We start from the raw sequence: 21,788 nt of genomic DNA, 5'->3' as shown, positions 1-21,788 counted from the left end.
TAAGCGTTGTTTCACCCTCGGTTATTTTTTAATGTACAAACAAGCTGTTATTCTCCTGCTGATGCTGTTTACCGCAAGTGTCAGTGCCGCGTTACCTGCCCGTTATATGCAAACCATCGAAAATGCTGCGGTCTGGGCGCAAATTGGCGACAAGATGGTGACCGTGGGGAATATTCGGGCCGGACAAATCATTGCCGTGGAGCCCACTGCCGCAAGTTATTACGCATTTAATTTTGGCTTTGGTAAAGGGTTTATCGATAAAGGTCATCTTGAGCCGGTTCAGGGGCGACAAAAAGTTGAAGATGGTTTGGGTGACCTCAACAAGCCGCTGAGTAATCAGAACTTAATTACCTGGAAAGATACGCCGGTCTATAACGCGCCGAGTGCGGGCAGTGCGCCGTTTGGGGTACTGGCGGACAATTTGCGCTACCCGATTTTGCATAAACTGAAAGACAGGTTAAATCAAACCTGGTATCAGATCCGTATTGGCGATCGACTGGCCTATATCAGCGCGCTGGATGCCCAACCCGATAATGGCCTGCCGGTGCTAACCTATCACCATATTCTGCGCGACGAAGAAAACACCCGTTTTCGCCATACTTCGACGACCACCTCGGTACGCGCTTTCAATAACCAGATGGCCTGGCTGCGCGACAGGGGATACACGACACTGAGCATGGTGCAGCTGGAAGGTTACGTGAAGAATAAGATCAATCTCCCTGCGCGAGCGGTGGTGATTACCTTTGATGATGGCCTCAAATCGGTGAGCCGCTATGCGTATCCTGTGTTGAAACAATATGGCATGAAGGCGACGGCGTTTATTGTTACCTCGCGCATCAAACGTCACCCGCAGAAGTGGGACCCAAAATCGCTGCAATTTATGAGCGTTTCTGAACTTAACGAAATTCGCGATGTATTTGATTTCCAGTCACATACCCATTTTTTGCATCGGGTGGATGGTTATCGCCGCCCCATATTACTGAGCCGTAGTGAGCACAATATTCTGTTTGATTTTGCACGTTCACGCCGCGCTCTGGCGCAATTTAATCCGCATGTCTGGTATCTTTCGTATCCGTTTGGCGGATTTAATGACAAAGCCGTGAAGGCAGCAAAAGAAGCCGGATTTCACCTGGCGGTGACAACCATGAAAGGCAAAGTAAAACCGGGGGATAATCCGTTGTTACTAAAACGACTTTATATCTTAAGAACGGATTCGCTCGAGACGATGTCGCGGCTGGTGAGTAACCAGCCGCAGGGGTGATTATCAGGCAACCTGTACCGGAATCGCTTTCGCGGTACGTTTCATTTCGTTGTCGCCTTCAAAATAGGCGACGTTGGGCCGCCAGGTGCGAGCTTCTTCATCTGGCATGGTAACGAAGCTGGCGATGATGACAATATCGCCGACGCTGGCGCAGTGGGCCGCCGCACCGTTAACGGAGATAATTCTCGAACCGCGTTCTGCCGCGATGGCATAGGTGGAGAAACGCTTGCCGTTGGTCACATTCCAGATATCAATGGCTTCGTTTTCGAGAATACCAGCTGCGTCAAGAAAATCCTGGTCAATGGCGCAAGAACCTTCATAGTGCAGGTCCGCATGAGTCACTTTCACGCGGTGGAGTTTGCCCTGCAGCATCGTGCGAATCATAACTTCTACCTTTCTACCCTGTCGTTAACGAAGCAGGCGATGCCTGCTTTGAGGAAATTCTCACGCAGTATTGCCCGATTTTTGTTTAGTGTCTACTCATCTGACGGCATTTGCATCAGCAGTTTGCGTACCGTGCCGAAGCGTGCCATGTAACGCCTGTAACGAATTGATATTTCTCTGAACGCTGCTCGGTAAACACTAAAGAGGCGGCTGACGACGGCGCGCCTTGACTGGATACTGCCTTCACGCAAGACAACACGGAAGGCAGGGAAGATGGATGCACCGAGTACCACACCGCATGATGCGGTATTTAAACAATTTTTAATGCATGCGGAAACGGCTCGTGACTTTCTGGATATCCATTTGCCAGCGGAACTACGCGAACTGTGTGACCTCGACACGCTGCATCTTGAGTCGGGGAGTTTTATTGAAGAAAGCCTGAAAGGGCACAGCACGGACGTACTCTATTCCGTGCAAATGCAGGGTAATCCCGGTTATTTGCATGTGGTGATTGAACATCAAAGCAAGCCGGATAAGAAAATGACCTTTCGCATGATGCGCTATGCCATTGCCGCCATGCACCGGCATCTGGAGGCGGATCACGATAAGCTGCCGCTGGTGGTGCCGATTCTGTTTTATCAGGGCGAGGCCACACCTTATCCGCTCTCAATGTGCTGGTTTGATATGTTTTACTCGCCGGAGCTGGCGCGACGCGTTTACAACAACCCTTTCCCGCTGGTGGATATCACCATCACACCGGATGACGAAATCATGCAACATCGGCGGATTGCGATTCTCGAACTACTGCAAAAACATATTCGCCAGCGCGACTTAATGTTATTGCTGGAGCAACTGGTCACGCTGATTGACGAAGGGTACACTAGCGGAAGTCAGTTAGTTGCCATGCAAAACTATATGCTGCAACGCGGTCATACTGAACAAGCGGATTTGTTTTATGGTGTGCTGAGAGACAGGGAAACGGGAGGGGAGTCTATGATGACGCTGGCGCAGTGGTTTGAAGAGAGGGGAAGACAGGAGGAAAGGCAAGAATTCGCCCTGCGTTTTCTAAATAAAGGAATGTCTCGGGAAGACGTTGCAGAGATGGCAAATTTACCCCTTGCCGAGATTGATAAGCTGATTAACTAAGTTGTCTGCATTATCGGCTATAGCCAGATAATTGTTGTTGTTAACTGACCAGATAATTAAGGGAACATATGGAAATAAAGACACGGAGAGAAACCAGGCAGACGTTGGCGCAGTGGTTTGAAGAGAAGGGGGTCCAGAAGGCGTATCAAGAAGCGTATCAAGAAGTAAGACAGGAAGTAAGACAGGAAGTAAGACAGGAATTCGCCCAGCGTTTTCTAAGTAAAGGGATGTCTCGGGAAGACGTTGCAGAGGTGACAGCTTTATCTCTTGCAGAGATTGATAAGCTAATTAACTCTAACTAAGTTGTCTGCATTATGAATAATCGCTTACAGATAACATGGCAATGAATAACTGGCGCCATCAGCCGTAGCGCCAGTTAAGCATTACGCCAGTTCGACGATTTTGTTGTCGATCAGGCGGGCATCGCCAAGCCAGGCGGCTACCAGAATCACAGCTCGTTTGCTGGTTTCAGAGACTTCCAGCAACGTGTCGGCATCGCGAATCTGAATATCATCGGCGCGGAAGCCTTTTTCATTCAGTTCTTGCCCGGCAATAGCAATAATTTCATCGAGATCCCGTTCGCCAGCCTGCAATTTGTCGGCAATCGAACTTAAAACCTTGTACAGACCAGGCGCAATTTTGCGTTGTTCCGCCGTCAGATAACCGTTACGGGAACTCAGCGCCAGACCGTCTTTGGCGCGCATAATTGGCACACCGACAATCTCAATATCAAAGCCCATATCAGCAACCATTTTGCGGATCAGCGCCAGTTGCTGAAAATCTTTTTCACCGAAGCAGGCGATGTCCGGCTGGACCAGATTGAACAGCTTGCTGACGATAGTCGAAACGCCGCGAAAATGTCCCGGACGGCTGGCACCTTCCAGCATGGTAGAAAGACCGGGAACATCAACATAGGTGTGGGTTTCTGTACCGTTCGGGTAGATCTCTTTTACCGAAGGGGCGAAAACTAAATCCACTTTGCGCTTGTTCAGCTTTTCGCAGTCCTCTTGCAAGGTCCGTGGATAACGTGCCAGATCTTCCGGGCGGTCGAACTGCATCGGGTTAACGAAAATACTGACGACGACCACATCGGCGCGGGCTTTGGCTTCGTCGACCAGCTTCATATGGCCGTCGTGCAGGTTACCCATGGTGGGCACCAGCGCCACGCGCTTACCTTCCATACGCAGGCGGCGGATTTGCTGACGCAGCAGCGGCAGGGTTTCGATAATTAACACAACGTCACTCCTTAATGGAAACTGTGTTCTTCGCCCGGATAAACGCCGGACTCCACTTCTGCCATATACTGCCGCACAGCCGCGCGGATGTCGCCCGTTTCGGCGAGGAAATTTTTGGCGAATTTAGGAATATGACCGCCGGTAATGCCGAATGCGTCGTGCATCACGAGGATCTGTCCATCGGTAACGTTGCCTGCGCCAATACCAATAACCGGGATCGCCAGCGCTTCGGTAATACGTTTTGCCAGTTCAACCGGTACGCATTCCAGCACCAGAAGTTGTGCGCCTGCCGCTTCTAATGCTAATGCATCGCTGAGCAGTCGATCGGCCGCTTCATCGCCGCGCCCCTGGACTTTGTAGCCACCGAAAATATTCACTGACTGTGGGGTTAAACCTAAGTGACCACAAACAGGAACGGCACGTTCGGTCAGCATTTGTACGGTTTCTACCAGCCACTCACCGCCTTCAATTTTGACCATGTTGGCCCCAGCACGCATAACCGTTGCGGCGTTTTCAAAGGCTTGTTCTGGTGTGGCATACGCCATAAACGGCAGATCAGCCAGCAGCAGGCAGTTTGGCGCACCGCGACGTACGGCAGCAGTGTGGTAGGCGATATCGGCAACGGTAACTGGCAGGGTGGAGTCATGCCCCTGAACCGTCATGCCCAGTGAATCGCCGACCAGCATCACGTTAAGCCCTTCATCGGCAAACAGTTTTGCGAAGCTATAGTCGTAAGCAGTGATGGTCGCGAAACGTTTTTTATCCTGCTTGCATTTCTGCAATGAAGCAATAGTGGTTGGTTTCATAACGTATCCTGATAAGTAATGTCGTGCTGTCTGGCATTTTATCAGTCACATTTGTGGGGGCAATGATTTATCAATTGCAGCACCGCCAGATGATGGCGGTGCGGTTAAACCTGTTACTCGTAGGTGACCTGGAATGTACTGGTAGCCTTAAATCCGCCGGGTTTCACAGTTGCATTACCATCGCGTTTTAATGTTGCCTGAAATTTCAGGTCCTGGGTTGTAGTACGACCATTGGCATTAGGATAATCTGGGTTATAAATTCCATTGTTTTCTCCAGGATCATCTTCAGCATCGTTATAGCTTGATGTCTCATCATTTGGCTTAAGCGTGAAATTTTGTGAATTTTTGCTGTTGGGTAACCCTTCAATAAGTACTCCGGCACCTTTTGCATCATCGGTTCCTGTCAAAGTATTACCAAGCAACAGAGGATTATTCACTCCTACTACATTAGATTTTAGTTTTGTTTTAATACTGCTTATACGAACACAATTTTGTAGCGAGATCTGAAAATTAACAGGTGTTGCAGAATCTGAGGTGATCTGTCCAACAGTATATTCCCCGAGATTTACGGTTGATCGCGTTACGCTCTCACCCAAAAGGATAGACGTAAAGCATGTTGGCAGTTGGATATTGATGTCTGTTAAATTAAAATCAATTTTTAGCATCTTAGATGCACTTACATTTGGAACCCCTGGCCCTTCATTTGCGAATGAATACAAATAATCACCAGTATGTTTTAATTGCACGTTAGTATTTGGAGCAGGGTTAAAACTGCTGTCGGTATAGAATTCCACCGTGGCATCGTGAGCAAGGCCTCCGACTGCTTGATACCTGGCAGTATTACAATTACCTCGCATAGTATCACCCGTAATAAAGAACCGTACAGTGTGCCAGCCGTCGTCTCCAACGTATATATCTGGAGAGTTTGAGCTAAGTTCATACGACCAGAATCTATTGAGCATTAACGTATAATATAGACCGGTTACATTGGTTTCATATAATCTGTGCCCATCTGCCATTTTTCCTGAGTAAACCATGTTATGCTGGACAGTAATTGGTTCACCGCTGGAATCAGTTTTTGAAGTACAATATACAAACCCACGACTACTTGATGTGTCCAGTCCACTCCAATATAATTTTATTTTTGCATTGGTCGGTGTGGCGGATGTTGGATTATAAAATACAATATTGTTTACTCCACCAACCGGATAGGCAAATGATATTAGTTTATCGCCTGATGGGCCATTAAGGTTTCCTACGCCAGCATCGTTGCCGACTATAAAAGTAAGATTTCCAGCATTTACATTATTAATGCTGGCTGTGATAATCCATAAAAAAAGAAAGTATCGGAACGCTGACTTCATCTTATCACTCCTTTGAAAAAATAATATTTGTAGATGCGTTATGTCTGGCATTTATTGATAATAAATATCAACTAATACATTGCTGGTGACAAATCCTGCACCAACTGGAAGTAACGGATCAATTTTTTGCATTCGTGTATAAAATTGCCACGATGAATTATTCATGTTTGCAGAGGCAACTGGCCAGACCGTGCGAAACTGCCCTGTTGGTGACAGCACATTCACTGTGTCCGATGACTGATTATTTTGGCTAAAAATCACGATTCCTACATTTTGTGCACCGCCGACATGGTTATTGGCGAATATCTGTTGGCTACCAGTGGCCATTACACCACTGACAGGTTTAAATTCTATATGCAACTGGCTTGAAGTTGTGCCAGCGGAGGGGCAATCTTTTACTGTCACAGTAAAGGTCTTTCCGCCTGGATAATTATCTTCCGCACTAACATTACTGGCAAAATATCCCACTCCAACAGTACCAAGATTAACCAACCCCTGGTTGCTGATTTCGCTTTGACAAGTTCTGTTTTCAACAGTGGTCATAACGTTTAGGCCAATGTTATCCGTGATGGCTATAGAAAACGTGCTGAATAATAATAAGCTCAGAGTAATGCTTGCAAATATCCCATAATGTAATGATTTCATCTGCATTATTATTATCCTTTTATTCGTAGGTGAAATTGAATGTCGCAAGTGCTTTAAAACTACCTGCTCTTCCTGAACCTGGTCGGGTTTCGCGAAGTGCTACCGTCATCTCAAGTTCTGGTTTTGTTAATCCCTCTCCCCAGGAAATCTTTTTAGAACCATCTGGGGGAATAAATTCAGTGTCAGAGGCATTTCGAAGTTTAATCCCCATAGCAATATATTCTGTGGTGGATGAATTATCTGAAGTTAATGGAGAAATTAAATAGGGTAACTCTACTGAAGGATTCCCTGCCAGCGATGTCGTAATCTTGCCTATGTTACCATCACAATTAGCGACCAGTTTAAAGTCGGCTTGTGCTTCTGGCATCTTGTTTATGATTTTATCCAGAGCAACATTTAATATCCGTAGCGTGTACTGATTATTGCCATCAGCGGTGACGCGTGTCCCTTCCAGAGTGATATTACATGTCGTGCCTTTGATTGTGGCAACAAAATCAACATTAATATCTTGTGCCAGTGCGCCGGGCAGTAAAAAAATGCCTGCCAGGAGTACTATTTTATACCGTGTGTTTTTTATCATTGTCATCTCTCTTTCGTATTATTGGAGCTGGCAAAGAATATTATTGAGAATAATCGTTTGCTGGATTTTCTCCGATGTCACATTGGGTTGCTGGTACTGCGCAATACAGGTTTTGGGCATGCTGGCTTCCAGCCAGGTGATTTTTATCGTGCCCTGCTGCTGAATACCGCGAACAAATGCCTGCCCGCCCTGCCCAACGTTGCCAATGATTGCATTTGTTTCATCATGAATATCGGCGGCGAAGGGGATACCTTTTCCGTCACTGCGTTTGATATTCATAATCGCAGATTGTCCCTGATTGGTTTCAAAACCAGCAAAGATAACCGAGCCCTGGCGTGGTACGGCAACCGTACTGGTGCTCTTCATTTCGATGTCGTTTTCCAGGTTTTCAGTGTCCAGAGCAATTTTGTTTTCCTGGTATGGTGAAAGAGCACTGGTTACGCCATATCCCCAACGGTCAACGGTATTGTTGCCGTAGTTAATACGCGCCCCTTTTGCACCCGGTGCTTTAACCAGAGCAATGGTGTCATTATCACTGAAACTGTCGTTGCTGAACGTCAGTCCTCCGCTGTGCAATACAAATCCACCATCTGTATTAACGGAGTACTGGCGGTTATTATCGCTGGTAGCAGAGACTGACCCAGCTAGCGTTCCCCATGGCGATTCATAGCTGGCATAACCCCCGATGTTGCTGAGATCTTTGCCGGTTTTATTCATCCCATAACCCGCGTTCACGCTATAGCTCACGCGGTTATCGTTGCTATAACCGCTACTGCTCATGTTGAACTGATTATTACCATCCATATTGGTACTAAGTTGTGTATCAATACTTTGGAAACCGGAATCACGGTGCTCCGTACCCATCAGTTTTTCGATAGGTATCGAAAAGCTGAGGTAAATACTGTTTTCTGTTTGGCTGTACTCATCCCAGGATCGTTGAGCGCTGATACTGTAGCTTCCCCATGAAGCGCTGTTACTGTAGCCGATCGAATAGTTGCTACGGCTCTTACCGCCCCCCCAGTAATCAGACCAGCTTCCAGAGGTATAGAACGAGCCATAATCATCCTTCCCAAAGCGTAGCGGTTGGTTAATGCTTACGGTGAACTGGTTTTTCATGCGCCCGTAGTTGCGCATAGTTTTGGGATCAAGATCCTGAGTGGGATGTTCAACTTCATCAATAAGTGTTAATGCATCATTCAGGCCCAGATAGTCCTGCGTGGAGTAGCGGTAAGCCGCGATGTTTAATGATGTATCTGTCAGGTCAAAAAATTTGTTCCAGGAGATGCGATAGCTTTGCCCCTGGTACCTTTTATCATCCGGTATATCGACACTGGAGTGGGTGACATCGAAGGAAATTGCGCCGACAGAAGTATTCATCCCAATGCCAAGTAAGCCTGCAGCATAATGATTATCTGTGACCTGAAAACCAGTATAGCCAGTGAAAAGGTTACTTAAACCACGGTAATAGGTCGCTTGTAGTAAGTTTGGTTCATGATGCAAGTCGTCTTTATTAATTTGCCCGCCGCTGATATCCCAGCGAGAAACACCCGGGCGCAGCATTTGAATTACTGAAGAAAATGGCTGAGAAAATGTACGCTTGCTGCCATCAGCTTCTTCAATGGTTACGATAAGATCGCTGCCATACCCTGACGGGCTGAGATCATCAATGACAAAAGGTCCCGGTGGAACAGTGGTTTCATAAATTTTGTATCCACTCTGGGTGATGCTGACTTTGGCGTTAGTATTTGCTACACCACGAATTGTCGGGGCGAAGTTTGCCAATACAGGCGGCAGCATTCGGCTGTCGCTGTATAAGCGAATGCCGCGGATACTAACGGAGTCGAACGTTTCACCTGTGGTGTAGGATTCCCCCATAATGAGCTGCGAGCGAATAGCGGTAATGTCGCGCTGGACGTAGCGATTCATAAACTCAACATCGCTTCCCGCGTCGTTTCGCCAGCTATAGTTACCGCTGCTACGCAGACGCCAGGCCCCTAAATTGACGCCACCATTGAACGATGTATAAACGCTATCATTTGTATAATTTGAATTTTCACTGCGATAAGCGTTGATGTTATAAGACAGCGTAGCCGCGTTAATGCCATTTTCCCAAAGTGATGGGTCCACATAGTTTTGATAATTCTTCATCACCCATGCCTGGGGAACATTGATATCCAGACGTTGTTCAGAGGGGTCATAGCTCACTGAGGATTTAGGTATGGCTAACGACAGGTCAAGACAGTTGCCAAGCGTTTCATCCCGTGGAAGAAGGATAGTATTTTCCTCGTCTGCCGGGGGTGTCTTGATATGCAGTTGTAGTAGATTTTTCAGGGTAATACAGGCTTGAGCATTCTTTTTATCGGGGATCGCGATAAAGGGGATCTCCAGGTTAGCAACAGGTTGCTCGTTAACATAGATGCTAACATCGTAAACACCAGGCAAAGTCGGGTTGCCATCGCTATAGCGGCTAACATCAATACTGGAAGCGTTGCCACCCATTAAAAAGGTAGGGTCATACTCAACACTTTCGGCTCCGATGGTAGCGCCGCTATACATGATTGAGCAATACATTGCGATACGCGTAAGATTATGGCGTTTAGTCGATGTCGTTGTTTTCATTACATTGGCTTCCTGCTGCATAAGGTCCCTGGTCTTACAAATTGACATCGCCTTCAATTGCGCCGCCAAAATCATTAATCGCGGAGAAATGTACCTTTCCTGACGTTGCTTTCCCGCCTGAACCGCTTATGGTGAAAATCTCTTCGCTTTTCGGTGCAACCATTTTTACATTGAGCGGGTTCGACTTACCGCCAGCGATTAACTCTGCGTTATTGAAAGAGACGTAATAAGGCGTTGGGTTATATACACTCAGGCCAGACTTCCCTTCAGCCCATTTCCATTTCAGGGCTAATGGTGCTTCAGACGGGTTACCGTTTAATCCTGCCGGACGATAGAACAGCTTGATACGGGTACGGAAAGCCAGTTGTAACAGGCTCTGATTCTCTACTTTTGAAGCATCTGGTTTTGGGGGCACTTCCAGCACGTTAAACCAGAATACGCTTTCTTTGTCGCTGGGGAGTACGGTGCTGCCGGTATACATCAATTTGATGGTTTGACCGCGTTTAGCATCAATACGTGAAACGGGAGGTGTTGCCGTAAATGGTACATTAATGCTTCCCGGCTCAGCGTTATCGTCACCGGTATCCAGCCAGCTTTGTACTAATAGATGGCTATTGCCTTTATTCTCCAGGCGTACGCTAACGCTTTTTTGATCACTTTTATAAATGACGCGTGTACCGGAAATAACAATATCAGCCATAACAGGCATACTAAATGCCATACTACTGGCAACACATAATGCGACAATATTCTTTTTATTTAACAAAATATACCATCCATGACATGAATTGTTTTCAAGACAAGGGGGCGACAATAGGTGTCGCACCCTTGTAGTAATTTAAATCACCAACGAATAACTTAATTGTAGGTGATGGTGTAAGCTGTGTTGGTTCTTACATAACCAGCCGTTGCTGGTGGTGAGTCGTCTTCACGAACATAGGAGGCTTTGAAGTCAAAGACTGCAACATTATTGGTTAATGCTTTAGTGTAAGCATCAGATGCATTATTAATTTTGACTTGTTTAACAGTGGTGCCGTCAATGTTGTGCAGGGCGATATTCACACCAGATGACGGGGTGGTGATGGACATATCGTTATTCAAAGTGCCACGACTGTTACCAAAGAAAACTGAACCGAATGTCAGAGTCGGTTGGCCTCCCGGAGTCGCTTTGCTGCAGTCTACAGTAATGCTAAACGGTTTCGCTTTGGCACCGACAGCAGTTTCAGATACACCAGCGGTAATTTCAGCAACCGTTGCAGTTTGCAGAAGAACCAGGCCATCTTGCTTGCCGCCATCAACTTTTGTTTCACAGGTGTTATCGCTAACCAAGCCACTGATGTTAATCTGACCACCGTCCATATCAGCAGAAGCAGTACCTGCAACCATTGCCAGCATAAGACCAGACAGGGCAAAACCTAATTTTTTAGACATAATAATCCTTGAATTATATTCCATGAGTTTAACTACAATCGGGTGCTTTCAGACAAAGAACCCCGATAGAGAAAAATAGATTGGTTTGTTAATGATGAATGTGAAGATTTACTGAATGTAACATCTGTTCATCACCAAGTGGGATATTGTGCATATTTAAATTTATATATCCACTTAATTCATCTTTAAGTAAAACTTAATGTACAAAGCGGAAGGAATATTGTATGTGAGGTAGAAGGTGTTAACGGGGTATATAATATTAATTATGGTTGTAGCTTAGGGAATATATTAATTGCAATGGGTAAGGCTATTTTTCGGAATTTATTTATATTCATGAAATCATTAAATCACCATTTGTTTAATTCATGAAATTTATTTATTTTTAATAAATTTTCTAATACTGTTCCATCAGGAAACACCAGTCCCGGCGCAATTTCAAACAGTGGCCACAGCATAAATCCACGATTCTTCATATCGTAGTGCGGAACGGTCAGGCGTTCGGTATTTATCACTTCATTACCAAACAGCATGATGTCGAGATCCAGCGTACGCGGTCCCCAGCGTTCCGCTTTACGGACGCGACCTTGCTGCAATTCGATACGCTGTGTGTGATTGAGTAGCTCTTCAGGTGCAAGAGAGGTTTCCAGCGCCACGGCTGCGTTTAAGTAATCGGGTTGATCTTGCGGCCCCAGCGGTGGGGTGCGGTAGAACGAAGAAACGGCAAGAATGCGGCTTTCAGGGATATCGCCTAATGCTTTCAGGGCAGCATTGACCTGCTCCAGCGGAGAGGCCAGATTGCTGCCTATGGCAATATACGCCACTGTCATGCGGTACCCTCACGACGCGGTGCGCGTTTGCGTGGACGACGAGAACGGCGACGCGGTGACGGCTCTTCATCCAGCTCGTTGAGCATCCCTTTTTGGTCTGGTGGCGCGGAAACCTGGAACTCACCCCACCATTTCACAAGACGCTGCAGTTCAGCGTTACGTTCAACTTCAGCTCGCAAGGCCAACAGGTCATAAGCCGCACGGAACTTAGGATGCTCCAGCAGTTTCCAGGCGCGTTTACCCTGACGTCGGGACATACGCAACTGCAACTGCCAGATATCGCGGGTTAACGTCGTCAGACGTTTCGGGATCGCCAGTGAACGGCAGGCTTCGTCCAGCACGTCGTTCATCGCCAGCGCGAAAGCGTCGTGATAGGTCAGGCCGCTTTCCTGGGCGATCTTCTGTGCCGTCTCCAGCAGTGGGTACCAGAACATGGCGGCAAACAGGAACGCCGGGTTCACGCGCATATCGTTATGGATACGCGTATCGGTATTCTTCAGCACCTGTTCAATGATCCGCTCCATCGGGCTGTCGCCATTTTCCGTGAAGTAGCGGGTAATGGTCGGGAACAGCGGCTGGAACAGATGATATTCACACAGCAGCTTATAGGTTTCGTAACCGTAGCCCGCTTGCAGCAGTTTCAAAGATTCTTCAAACAGACGTGCCGGTGGGATATCGTTCAGCAGGGTAGCCAGGCGAGGGATCGGTTCTGCGGTTTCAGGACTGATACGCATACCCAATTTGGCGGCAAAACGTACCGCGCGCAGCATCCGTACCGGATCTTCACGGTAGCGCGTTTCCGGGTTACCAATCAGACGGATAACGCCGTCTTTCAGATCCTTCATGCCGCCAACGTAATCACGGACGGTAAAATCTGCCACGCTGTAATACAGGCTGTTGATAGTGAAATCGCGGCGCTGGGCGTCTTCTTCGATGGAGCCGAAAATGTTGTCGCGCAGCAACATGCCGTTTTGCCCGCGTTGGGAGGTCGTGCGGTCGCTGATGTTACCTTCGTGATGTCCACGGAAGGTCGCAACTTCGATAATCTCCGGGCCAAACATCACATGAGCCAGACGGAAACGGCGACCCACCAGGCGGCAGTTACGGAACAGTTTACGTACCTGTTCAGGCGTGGCGTTAGTGGTTACGTCAAAATCTTTCGGCTTTTTGCCAAGTAACAGGTCGCGCACGCCGCCGCCAACCAGCCAGGCTTCGTATCCCGCTTTATTGAGCCTGTACATTACCTTCAGGGCATTTTCACTGATATCTTTGCGGGAAATAGCATGCTGCTCACGCGGGATCACCGTCACCTGTGGACGGGCGACTGCCTGTTCAGCCTCGCTTTCCTCGCGGCTTAGCACCTTGCGGCAAAAATTAGCGACTCGGGTAAAAATAGTACACCTCGGTAGTGTCAAACATCATTCAGGACAAAAAAATAGCGGCTAATCATAGCTCAGCATGACGCATTTGAGAATGTTGAATTTACAATTGCCGACTCAGGCACGGCGGTAAGCCGCCAGTTTTTGACGGCTGACTGAAGGATTTGCTCGACGCTGAAATCCTGCCAGTGTGCTTCTGCCTGCTGACCCAGAAATTGAAGTGCCGCGATTAGTACCGGGCGCGGATCGCCTTTCGGCAACGCAGGCGCATGATTCTGCTTGGAAAGTTTAGCGCCTTGTGGATTAAGTGCCAGCGGTAAATGGATGTAATCTGGCACTTTCCAGCCAAAAAGCTGGTACAGCGAGATTTGCCGCACTGTCGGTTCGATCAAATCTGCCCCGCGGACAATTTCGCTCACGCCCTGGAAGTGATCATCCACCACCACCGCCAGGTTATAGGCAAACAAACCATCACGGCGATGAATAATAAAATCTTCCCGTGCCAGTTTTTCGTCGGCGTGAATAATGCCTCGCAGCAGGTCAGTAAACTGGGTGACCGGATGCTGCTGGCGGATACGTACTGCGGCGTTGTCTGGTCCATGATGCAATTCCCGGCAATGGCCGTCGTAAATACCGCCAATGCTTTGAATACGTGCACGCGTGCAGGTGCAGTAATAACTTAATCCTTGCTCATGTAACCAGGCGAGTGCTTCGCGATAGGCGTGGTGACGTTGCGATTGCCAGAGAACATCGCCGTCCCAGTGCAGACCGTAATGTTCCAGCTGGCGCAGGATAGTCTCTGCGGCACCGGGAACTTCACGAGGTGGGTCGATATCTTCTATGCGTACCAGCCAGCGACCTTGCCGGGCGCGAGCCTGCAAATAGCTGCCAAGCGCGGCAATCAGAGAACCAAAATGAAGCTCGCCGGAAGGAGAGGGGGCAAAGCGGCCAATATAGTGTGTGTCTGTCATCTCGTTGAACAAAAAATAAGGCGGGAGCATTTCCCGCCTGTGGTAAACGTGATGGAACGGCTGTAATTAGCCAGCCATTTGTTTTTCGCGAATTTCAGCCAGCGTTTTGCAGTCGATGCACAGATCGGCTGTCGGGCGCGCTTCCAGACGGCGAATACCAATTTCAACACCGCAGGACTCGCAGTAGCCGAAATCTTCGTCTTCCACTTTTTTCAGCGTCTTCTCGATCTTTTTGATCAGCTTACGCTCGCGATCGCGGTTACGCAGTTCGAGGCTGAACTCTTCTTCCTGGGCTGCACGGTCTACCGGGTCCGGGAAGTTGGCTGCTTCATCCTGCATATGTGTAACGGTGCGATCGACTTCATCCCTGAGTTGATTACGCCATGCTTCCAGAATACGACGGAAGTGCGCCAGCTGGGCTTCATTCATATACTCTTCGCCCGGCTTCTCCTGATATGGTTCCACCCCAGCGATGGCGAGAATACTCAGGGACGATGTTTTACGGTTTTGCCCTTCTTGCATGTTGCTTCTCCTTAACACGCACTATCGATCCCCATGTTCGGGGGAAAAATGAGGCCGCTATAAATAGCAGATGCTTTTCCGGATAGCAATTATCTAAACGTAACACTTGACAACTGTGTGAGGAAAAGCGTATTTGCGCACGCGACCAGAATGTAAATTAACCAGTTACATACTTTACTACAATGTAACCGGCAGTGATTTTTTAAGAGCCATGCCTTCAGCAGAAAGTTCCGCTTTGTAAGCCAGAATTTCTACCCCCCTCTGTTGAGCTTCTGACAATAGTTGCGCGTATTTCTCATCGATGTGGCGCGCGGGTGAAAACCGTGTAATGGCTGAATGCAGCACGGCGAAAAAGATAACCGCACGCTGGCCTTCAGCCGCTACGCTCATCAACTCCCGAAGGTGTTTCTGACCTCGTTCAGTGACCGCATCGGGAAAATATCCCTGTTCGTTCTCCGCTAACGTAACCGATTTCACTTCAATATAGCAGTCTGGACGCGAATCCGCCTGCAACATAAAGTCAATACGGCTGCGTTCTGCGCCGTATTTTACTTCGCTTTTCAGCGAGCTATAGCCTGACAGTTCTGAAATTGATTCATTAAGGATAGCCTCTTTCGTCAACCTGTTAGCCCAAAGCGTGTTGACGCAAATAAATGCGCCGCTCTGGCTTTGAGTTAATTCCCAGGTGTGTGGGTATTTCCGTTTGGTGTTGTCTGAAGTCGAATACCAGACGGTATCGCCAGGCGTTGCACAACCGGTCATCGCACCCGTATTCGGGCAGTGTAGCGTTAATTCGCGACCATCGGGTGTGATCACATCGGCTAAAAAACGTTTGTAACGCTGAATTAGCGTCGCGCGCTGTAGAGGGGGAGAAAATTCCATTGCGACAATCCTTGTTATTGCGTTAGCGCCCAGCGTTTTAGCGGCGTGTAGCGTGTGCGTCCACGGGCAAACGAGGAAGCGTAAAGGGTGAACTCCGTCACCGCATACGACCAGTTAAAACCTGGCGGCGGGATTGTCACCGCCTCGCTGGCGTCGCGCAATAAGGTAATATGTGGATGAAACGGACGATTGCTTTGAAAACAACCGCTGCGGGCAGCCTGTGAACGGAGCATATTCGCCAGCTGGATTAAGCCGCGTGGTGGCTGACGCATCCCTAACCACACCACACGCGAACGCAGCCATTGACCGGCGTCATCAAGCGTGAGTGTGAAACCCGGTTGACGAATCCGCCCGGCTAAAAGAGAAAGCGCCTTCTCTTTCTCGGCGCTCACTTCGCCTAAAAATGCCAGAGTCAGATGCAAATTATCGGCGGCGACCGGACGTCCCGCGTCAGGTGGGAAGTGTGTGGCGCGCCAGTGGATAATCTGTTCGCGGATTTCTGCAGGTAAGTCGATAGCAAAGAACAGCCGTTGCGGTTCAGACATGTGAGGTACTCGGTTATGAATTACCGCGATGCTACAATGTGCCGCGAAGAATGTTAACCCTCTGGAGCGTTTTGTGTCGTCGTTGCCCGTTGCTGCCGTCTTACCTGAATTACTTACCGCTCTCGATTGTGCATCGCAGGTGTTATTAAGTGCGCCGACCGGGGCCGGGAAATCAACCTGGCTGCCGCTGCAACTGCTGGCGCATCCCGGCATTAACGGGAAAATTATCCTGTTGGAGCCGCGTCGTTTGGCGGCGCGTAACGTTGCGCAACGACTGGCGGAGCTGCTTAACGAAAAGCCAGGCGATACCGTTGGCTACCGGATGCGTGCGCAAAACTGCGTCGGGCCGAATACCCGCCTGGAAGTGGTTACCGAAGGAGTGCTGACGCGCATGATCCAGCGTGACCCGGAACTGAGCGGTGTTGGATTGGTGATCCTCGATGAGTTTCATGAGCGCAGCTTGCAGGCGGATTTGGCGTTGGCGCTGTTACTCGATGTGCAACAAGGTCTGCGTGATGACCTTAAACTGCTGATTATGTCGGCTACGCTGGACAACGATCGCTTGCAGCAAATGCTGCCAGAAGCGCCCGTCGTCATCTCAGAAGGGCGCTCGTTTCCGGTTGAACGCCGATATTTACCGCTGCCCGCTCATCAGCGTTTTGACGAAGCCGTTGCGGTAGCCACCGCCGAAATGCTGCGTCAGGAAAGTGGATCATTACTGTTATTTTTACCTGGCGTCGGAGAAATTCAGCGCGTGCAGGAACAACTGGCTTCGCGCATCGGCAGTGATGTGTTGCTCTGCCCGCTGTATGGCGCGTTGTCGCTGAACGATCAGCGAAAAGCGATCCTTCCGGCACCGCAAGGAATGCGCAAAGTGGTGCTGGCGACCAATATTGCTGAAACCAGTTTAACCATCGAAGGTATTCGTCTGGTGGTGGATTGTGCCCAGGAGCGTGTGGCGCGTTTTGATCCGCGCACGGGGCTTACGCGGTTGATTACTCAACGCGTTAGTCAGGCATCCATGACGCAGCGTGCCGGGCGAGCCGGGCGTCTGGAGCCGGGTATCTGCCTGCATTTAATCGCCAAAGAACAAGCAGAACGCGCTGCCGCGCAAAGTGAACCGGAGATATTACAAAGCGATCTTTCCGGTTTGCTGATGGAATTACTGCAATGGGGATGCAGCGATCCGGCGCAGATGAGCTGGCTGGATCAACCGCCAGCAGTGAATTTACAGGCCGCGAAACGCCTGTTACGGATGCTGGGGGCGCTGGATGGCGAACGGCTAAGCGCGCAAGGGCAAAAAATGGCGGCGCTGGGTAACGATCCGCGTTTAGCGGCAATGCTGGTGAGCGCGAAGAGCGACGACGAAGCTGCTACCGCGGCAAAAATTGCCGCTATTCTCGAAGAGCCGCCACGGATGGGCAATTGTGACCTGGGCGTGGCGTTTTCGCGCAATCAACCCGCCTGGCAGCAACGTAGTCAGCAACTGTTAAAACGTTTAAACGTACGCGGCGGTGAGGCAGACAGTTCGCTTATCGCGCCGCTACTTGCCGGGGCGTTTGCCGATCGCATTGCTCGCCGCCGTGGGCAAGATGGACGCTATCAACTGGCAAACGGCATGGGGGCGATGCTCGATGCCGACGATGCGCTAAGCCGCCACGAATGGTTGATCGCACCGTTATTATTGCAGGGCAGCGCCTCGCCGGATGCGCGGATTTTACTGGCGCTGCCGGTCGATATTGATGAGTTAGTACAACGCTGCCCGCAGCTGGTACAGCAGTCTGACACTGTGGAGTGGGATGACGCGCAAGGTACGCTGAAAGCCTGGCGTCGGCTGCAAATCGGTCAGTTGACGGTGAAAGTGCAGCCACTGGCGAAACCCTCGGAAGACGAGTTGCATCAGGCGATGCTTAACGGCATTCGTGATAAAGGTTTAAGCGTGCTCAACTGGACGGCGGAAGCGGAACAGCTACGCTTGCGTTTGTTATGCGCCGCAAAGTGGTTGCCGGAATATGACTGGCCAGCGGTTGATGATGAGAGTTTGTTGGCGACGCTGGAAACGTGGCTACTGCCGCATATGAGCGGCGTGCATTCACTACGCGGCCTGAAATCACTCGACATTTATCAGGCACTACGCGGATTACTTGATTGGGGAATGCAGCAACGTCTGGATAGTGAATTGCCTGCGCATTACACTGTGCCGACGGGAAGCCGGATCGCCATTCGTTATCATGAAGATAACCCGCCCGCGCTGGCGGTGAGAATGCAGGAGATGTTTGGCGAGGCCACCAATCCGACGATCGCTCAGGGGCGCGTGCCGCTGGTGCTGGAGTTGCTTTCCCCTGCCCAAAGGCCGCTGCAAATCACGCGTGATTTGGGGGCCTTCTGGAAAGGGGCGTATCGTGAGGTGCAAAAGGAGATGAAAGGGCGTTATCCCAAACACGTCTGGCCGGACGACCCGGCAAACACGGCACCGACGCGACGGACGAAAAAGTATTCGTGAAGACCAAAGCAAATTTGAGAGATATCTTCTTCTGTCTTGCAACAGAAGAACAGAAAATCGGGCTTTTGCGCCTGAATATTGCGGAGAAAAAGCATGGCCGGGAATGACCGCGAGCCAATTGGACGCAAAGGGAAACCGACGCGTCCGGTCAAACAAAAGGTAAGCCGTCGTCGTTACGAAGATGACGATTACGACGATTATGATGACTATGAGGATGAAGAACCGATGCCGCGCAAAGGTAAGGGCAAAGGCAAAGGGCGTAAGCCTCGTGGCAAACGCGGCTGGCTATGGCTGCTGCTAAAACTGGCTATCGTTTTTGCCGTGCTGATCGCCATTTACGGCGTTTATCTCGATCAAAAAATTCGCAGCCGTATTGATGGTAAGGTCTGGCAACTGCCCGCGGCAGTTTATGGCCGGATGGTCAACCTTGAGCCAGACATGACCATCAGCAAGAACGAGATGGTGAAGCTGCTGGAGGCGACCCAGTATCGTCAGGTGTCGAAAATGACCCGTCCTGGCGAATTTACCGTGCAGGCCAACAGCATTGAGATGATCCGCCGTCCGTTTGATTTCCCGGACAGTAAAGAAGGGCAGGTGCGTGCGCGTCTGACCTTTGATGGCGATCATCTGGCGACCATCGTCAATATGGAGAACAACCGTCAGTTTGGTTTCTTCCGTCTTGATCCGCGCCTGATCACCATGATCTCCTCGCCAAACGGTGAGCAACGTCTGTTTGTGCCGCGCAGTGGTTTCCCTGATTTGCTGGTGGATACTTTGCTGGCGACAGAAGACCGCCATTTCTACGAGCATGATGGGATCAGTCTCTACTCAATTGGGCGTGCGGTGCTGGCAAACCTGACAGCCGGACGCACGGTGCAGGGTGCGAGTACGCTGACGCAACAGCTGGTGAAAAACCTGTTCCTCTCCAGCGAGCGTTCTTACTGGCGTAAAGCGAACGAAGCCTACATGGCGCTGATCATGGACGCGCGTTACAGCAAAGACCGTATTCTTGAGCTGTATATGAACGAGGTGTATCTCGGTCAGAGCGGCGACAACGAAATCCGCGGCTTCCCGCTGGCGAGCTTGTATTACTTTGGTCGCCCAGTAGAAGAATTGAGCCTCGACCAGCAGGCGCTGTTGGTGGGTATGGTGAAAGGGGCGTCCATCTACAATCCGTGGCGTAACCCGAAACTGGCGCTGGAGCGACGTAATCTGGTACTGCGTCTGCTGCAACAGCAACAGATTATTGATCAAGAACTCTATGACATGTTGAGTGCACGTCCGCTGGGGGTTCAGCCGCGCGGTGGGGTGATCTCTCCTCAGCCAGCCTTTATGCAACTGGTGCGTCAGGAGCTGCAGGCGAAATTAGGCGATAAGGTAAAAGATCTCTCCGGCGTGAAGATCTTCACTACCTTTGACTCGGTGGCCCAGGACGCGGCAGAAAAAGCCGCCGTGGAAGGCATTCCGGCACTGAAGAAACAGCGTAAGCTGAGCGATCTTGAAACTGCGATTGTGGTCGTCGACCGCTTTAGTGGTGAAGTTCGTGCGATGGTCGGTGGTTCTGAGCCGCAGTTTGCGGGCTACAACCGTGCGATGCAGGCGCGTCGTTCGATTGGTTCTCTTGCAAAACCAGCGACTTATCTGACGGCCTTAAGCCAGCCGAAAATCTATCGTCTGAATACGTGGATTGCGGATGCGCCAATCGCGCTACGTCAGCCGAATGGCCAGGTCTGGTCACCGCAGAACGATGACCGTCGTTATAGCGAAAGCGGCAGAGTGATGCTGGTGGATGCGTTGACCCGTTCGATGAACGTGCCGACGGTAAATCTGGGGATGGCGCTGGGGCTGCCTGCGGTTACGGAGACCTGGATCAAACTGGGCGTACCGAAAGATCAGCTGCATCCGGTTCCGGCGATGCTGCTGGGGGCGTTGAACTTAACGCCAATCGAAGTGGCGCAGGCATTCCAGACCATCGCCAGCGGTGGTAACCGTGCACCGCTTTCTGCGCTGCGTTCGGTAATTGCGGAAGATGGCAAAGTGCTGTATCAGAGCTTCCCGCAGGCGGAACGCGCTGTTCCGGCGCAGGCGGCGTATCTGACACTATGGACCATGCAGCAGGTGGTACAACGTGGTACGGGGCGTCAGCTTGGGGCGAAATACCCGAACCTGCATCTGGCAGGGAAAACAGGGACTACCAACAATAACGTAGATACCTGGTTTGCGGGCATTGACGGCAGTACGGTGACCATCACCTGGGTAGGCCGTGATAACAACCAACCGACCAAATTGTATGGAGCCAGCGGGGCAATGTCGATTTATCAGCGTTATCTGGCTAACCAGACGCCAACGCCGCTAAATCTTGTTCCGCCAGAAGATATTGCAGATATGGGCGTGGACTACGACGGCAACTTTGTTTGCAGCGGTGGTATGCGTGTCTTGCCGGTCTGGACCAGCGATCCGCAATCGCTGTGCCAGCAGAGTGAGATGCAGCAGCAACCGTCAGGCAATCCGTTTGATCAGTCTTCTCAGCCGCAGCAACAGCCGCAACAGCAACCTGCTCAGCAAGAGCAGAAAGACAGCGACGGTGTAGCTGGTTGGATCAAGGATATGTTTGGTAGTAATTAACATCTAAGCGTGAAATGCCGGATGGCGAGTTGCCATCCGGTAAAATAACATCCCACCTAAAGT

General features: G+C 50.0%; 19 protein-coding genes and 1 pseudogene. 5 read left to right on the top strand and 15 right to left on the bottom strand.

Annotated features, from left to right (window positions below; translation table 11 throughout):
• The first annotated feature begins 31 nt into the window (after positions 1-31).
• Entirely contained in the window at positions 32-1,261 is a 1,230-nt protein-coding gene (locus tag ACK8NJ_RS19205) for a polysaccharide deacetylase family protein (protein WP_000277892.1), read from the top strand.
• 3 nt (positions 1,262-1,264) lie between these two features.
• Here ACK8NJ_RS19205 and panD read toward each other — a convergent pair whose 3' ends face one another.
• Entirely contained in the window at positions 1,265-1,645 is a 381-nt protein-coding gene (gene panD / locus ACK8NJ_RS19200) for an aspartate 1-decarboxylase (RefSeq protein WP_000621515.1), read from the bottom strand.
• A 273-nt stretch (positions 1,646-1,918) separates the two neighbouring features.
• On the opposite strand from panD, the gene ACK8NJ_RS19195 reads away from it, so the two are divergent.
• Both ACK8NJ_RS19195 and ACK8NJ_RS19190 read left to right on the top strand, forming a co-directional pair.
• A complete protein-coding gene (locus ACK8NJ_RS19195) occupies positions 1,919-2,791 on the top strand; it encodes an Rpn family recombination-promoting nuclease/putative transposase (RefSeq protein ID WP_411961881.1) in 873 nt (290 codons plus the stop codon).
• A 101-nt stretch (positions 2,792-2,892) separates the two neighbouring features.
• A pseudogene (locus ACK8NJ_RS19190) lies at positions 2,893-3,093 on the top strand (hypothetical protein); the annotation flags it as partial.
• An 81-nt stretch (positions 3,094-3,174) separates the two neighbouring features.
• On the opposite strand, the gene panC reads toward ACK8NJ_RS19190, so the two are convergent.
• The 14 genes from panC to thpR all read right to left on the bottom strand — a co-directional run bounded on the left by panC (position 3,175) and on the right by thpR (position 16,597).
• Positions 3,175-4,026 carry a pantoate--beta-alanine ligase gene (gene panC / locus ACK8NJ_RS19185; RefSeq protein ID WP_000905371.1) on the bottom strand — a complete coding sequence of 284 codons (852 nt, stop codon included), beginning with the start codon at positions 4,024-4,026 and terminating at the stop codon, positions 3,175-3,177.
• 11 nt (positions 4,027-4,037) lie between these two features.
• Positions 4,038-4,832: a 3-methyl-2-oxobutanoate hydroxymethyltransferase gene (gene panB, locus ACK8NJ_RS19180; RefSeq protein WP_000805448.1), complete on the bottom strand. Its 795-nt coding sequence runs from the start codon at positions 4,830-4,832 to the stop codon at positions 4,038-4,040.
• A 113-nt stretch (positions 4,833-4,945) separates the two neighbouring features.
• Positions 4,946-6,196 (bottom strand): fimbrial-like adhesin, encoded by a 1,251-nt coding sequence (locus tag ACK8NJ_RS19175; RefSeq protein ID WP_411961880.1) that lies wholly within the window; start codon positions 6,194-6,196, stop codon positions 4,946-4,948.
• 51 nt (positions 6,197-6,247) lie between these two features.
• On the bottom strand, positions 6,248-6,847 hold the full coding sequence (locus ACK8NJ_RS19170; RefSeq protein WP_001178095.1) for a fimbrial-like protein: 600 nt from the start codon (positions 6,845-6,847) through the stop codon (positions 6,248-6,250).
• A 13-nt stretch (positions 6,848-6,860) separates the two neighbouring features.
• A complete protein-coding gene (locus ACK8NJ_RS19165) occupies positions 6,861-7,421 on the bottom strand; it encodes a fimbrial protein (protein WP_001550619.1) in 561 nt (186 codons plus the stop codon).
• 18 nt (positions 7,422-7,439) lie between these two features.
• Entirely contained in the window at positions 7,440-10,040 is a 2,601-nt protein-coding gene (locus ACK8NJ_RS19160; RefSeq protein ID WP_223024693.1) for an outer membrane usher protein, read from the bottom strand.
• A 34-nt stretch (positions 10,041-10,074) separates the two neighbouring features.
• Positions 10,075-10,761 (bottom strand): fimbrial chaperone, encoded by a 687-nt coding sequence (locus ACK8NJ_RS19155; protein ID WP_001328782.1) that lies wholly within the window; start codon positions 10,759-10,761, stop codon positions 10,075-10,077.
• Between the two features lie 137 nt (positions 10,762-10,898).
• Entirely contained in the window at positions 10,899-11,471 is a 573-nt protein-coding gene (locus ACK8NJ_RS19150; RefSeq protein ID WP_411961879.1) for a fimbrial protein, read from the bottom strand.
• Positions 11,472-11,818: 347 nt separating this feature from the next.
• Positions 11,819-12,298 (bottom strand): 2-amino-4-hydroxy-6-hydroxymethyldihydropteridine diphosphokinase, encoded by a 480-nt coding sequence (gene folK / locus ACK8NJ_RS19145; protein ID WP_000215145.1) that lies wholly within the window; start codon positions 12,296-12,298, stop codon positions 11,819-11,821.
• Positions 12,295-13,692, bottom strand: a complete 1,398-nt coding sequence (gene pcnB, locus ACK8NJ_RS19140; protein WP_203717019.1) for a polynucleotide adenylyltransferase PcnB — start codon at positions 13,690-13,692, stop codon at positions 12,295-12,297. Before pcnB ends, folK begins: the two co-directional genes overlap by 4 nt.
• A 59-nt stretch (positions 13,693-13,751) precedes the next feature.
• Positions 13,752-14,648, bottom strand: coding sequence for a tRNA glutamyl-Q(34) synthetase GluQRS (gene gluQRS, locus ACK8NJ_RS19135; protein WP_250318807.1), 897 nt, complete (start codon positions 14,646-14,648; stop codon positions 13,752-13,754).
• Between the two features lie 66 nt (positions 14,649-14,714).
• A complete protein-coding gene (gene dksA, locus ACK8NJ_RS19130) occupies positions 14,715-15,170 on the bottom strand; it encodes an RNA polymerase-binding protein DksA (RefSeq protein ID WP_001155227.1) in 456 nt (151 codons plus the stop codon).
• Between the two features lie 177 nt (positions 15,171-15,347).
• On the bottom strand, positions 15,348-16,052 hold the full coding sequence (sfsA, locus tag ACK8NJ_RS19125) for a DNA/RNA nuclease SfsA (RefSeq protein WP_000396038.1): 705 nt from the start codon (positions 16,050-16,052) through the stop codon (positions 15,348-15,350).
• Positions 16,053-16,066: 14 nt separating this feature from the next.
• On the bottom strand, positions 16,067-16,597 hold the full coding sequence (gene thpR, locus ACK8NJ_RS19120; RefSeq protein ID WP_001294686.1) for an RNA 2',3'-cyclic phosphodiesterase: 531 nt from the start codon (positions 16,595-16,597) through the stop codon (positions 16,067-16,069).
• 73 nt (positions 16,598-16,670) lie between these two features.
• Between thpR and hrpB the strand changes: the two genes are divergently transcribed.
• Together hrpB and mrcB are read left to right on the top strand one after the other, a co-directional pair.
• Positions 16,671-19,100 (top strand): ATP-dependent helicase HrpB, encoded by a 2,430-nt coding sequence (hrpB, locus tag ACK8NJ_RS19115; RefSeq protein ID WP_328180799.1) that lies wholly within the window; start codon positions 16,671-16,673, stop codon positions 19,098-19,100.
• 93 nt (positions 19,101-19,193) lie between these two features.
• Positions 19,194-21,725: a bifunctional glycosyl transferase/transpeptidase gene (gene mrcB / locus ACK8NJ_RS19110; protein WP_000918206.1), complete on the top strand. Its 2,532-nt coding sequence runs from the start codon at positions 19,194-19,196 to the stop codon at positions 21,723-21,725.
• Positions 21,726-21,788: the final 63 nt, after the last annotated feature.

The organism is Escherichia sp. F1 (genome assembly GCF_046764225.1).
Classification (GTDB): domain Bacteria; phylum Pseudomonadota; class Gammaproteobacteria; order Enterobacterales; family Enterobacteriaceae; genus Escherichia; species Escherichia coli.
Note: the sequence above shows the minus strand (reverse complement) of the source record. Positions and strands in the feature narration are given on the sequence as shown.

Excerpts from the sequence above, each read along its gene's own strand:
- ACK8NJ_RS19195 (WP_411961881.1), top strand. The coding sequence starts at position 1,919 with ATGGATGCACCGAGTACCACACCGCATGATGCGGTATTTAAACAATTT.
- panB (WP_000805448.1), bottom strand. The coding sequence starts at position 4,832 with ATGAAACCAACCACTATTGCTTCATTGCAGAAATGCAAGCAGGATAAA.
- gluQRS (WP_250318807.1), bottom strand. The coding sequence starts at position 14,648 with ATGACAGACACACACTATATTGGCCGCTTTGCCCCCTCTCCTTCCGGC.
- sfsA (WP_000396038.1), bottom strand. The coding sequence starts at position 16,052 with ATGGAATTTTCTCCCCCTCTACAGCGCGCGACGCTAATTCAGCGTTAC.
- ACK8NJ_RS19165 (WP_001550619.1), bottom strand. The coding sequence starts at position 7,421 with ATGATAAAAAACACACGGTATAAAATAGTACTCCTGGCAGGCATTTTT.
- ACK8NJ_RS19170 (WP_001178095.1), bottom strand. The coding sequence starts at position 6,847 with ATGCAGATGAAATCATTACATTATGGGATATTTGCAAGCATTACTCTG.
- ACK8NJ_RS19155 (WP_001328782.1), bottom strand. The coding sequence starts at position 10,761 with ATGGCATTTAGTATGCCTGTTATGGCTGATATTGTTATTTCCGGTACA.
- mrcB (WP_000918206.1), top strand. The coding sequence starts at position 19,194 with ATGGCCGGGAATGACCGCGAGCCAATTGGACGCAAAGGGAAACCGACG.
- ACK8NJ_RS19160 (WP_223024693.1), bottom strand. The coding sequence starts at position 10,040 with ATGAAAACAACGACATCGACTAAACGCCATAATCTTACGCGTATCGCA.
- folK (WP_000215145.1), bottom strand. The coding sequence starts at position 12,298 with ATGACAGTGGCGTATATTGCCATAGGCAGCAATCTGGCCTCTCCGCTG.
- thpR (WP_001294686.1), bottom strand. The coding sequence starts at position 16,597 with ATGTCTGAACCGCAACGGCTGTTCTTTGCTATCGACTTACCTGCAGAA.
- ACK8NJ_RS19150 (WP_411961879.1), bottom strand. The coding sequence starts at position 11,471 with ATGTCTAAAAAATTAGGTTTTGCCCTGTCTGGTCTTATGCTGGCAATG.
- dksA (WP_001155227.1), bottom strand. The coding sequence starts at position 15,170 with ATGCAAGAAGGGCAAAACCGTAAAACATCGTCCCTGAGTATTCTCGCC.
- ACK8NJ_RS19205 (WP_000277892.1), top strand. The coding sequence starts at position 32 with ATGTACAAACAAGCTGTTATTCTCCTGCTGATGCTGTTTACCGCAAGT.
- panD (WP_000621515.1), bottom strand. The coding sequence starts at position 1,645 with ATGATTCGCACGATGCTGCAGGGCAAACTCCACCGCGTGAAAGTGACT.
- ACK8NJ_RS19175 (WP_411961880.1), bottom strand. The coding sequence starts at position 6,196 with ATGAAGTCAGCGTTCCGATACTTTCTTTTTTTATGGATTATCACAGCC.